The sequence below is a fragment of the Roseibium sp. RKSG952 genome (genome assembly GCF_009711355.1).
In genome coordinates this window covers 1-355 of record NZ_SMMF01000198.1, presented here as the reverse complement: position 1 = coordinate 355, position 355 = coordinate 1, and the positions used below count along the sequence as shown (strand labels likewise).

Annotated in this window: 1 protein-coding gene; it reads left to right on the top strand. The window is 58.3% G+C overall.

The features are described from left to right. The coding region (locus E1297_RS00480) for an electron transfer flavoprotein subunit alpha/FixB family protein (RefSeq protein ID WP_196223080.1) at positions 1-226 on the top strand (226 nt) is incomplete at its 5' end. Between the last annotated feature and the right edge of the window lie 129 nt (positions 227-355).

The following is a 355-nucleotide window of genomic DNA, read 5'->3' as shown; positions in this document are numbered from 1 at the left end:
CCCGAACGACTGGCAGGTGGGTCAGACCGGTAAGGTTGTTGCCCCTGATCTCTATGTCGCCATCGGCATCTCGGGCGCGATCCAGCACCTGGCGGGCATGAAGGACTCCAAGGTCATCGTCGCGATCAACAAGGACGAAGAAGCTCCGATCTTCCAGGTCGCTGACTTCGGCCTGGTTGCTGACCTGTTCCAGGCGGTACCGGAACTGACCGAAAAGCTCGGCTGAACCGGACACCCGGATTGATCTGCAAAGGCCCGCCATCCGGCGGGCCTTTTTCTATCCAAGATCCAAAACCGCGCCATACAAACATGACGCAATACGACGATGTGCCGATGGTCCAAGACAATGCAAGGC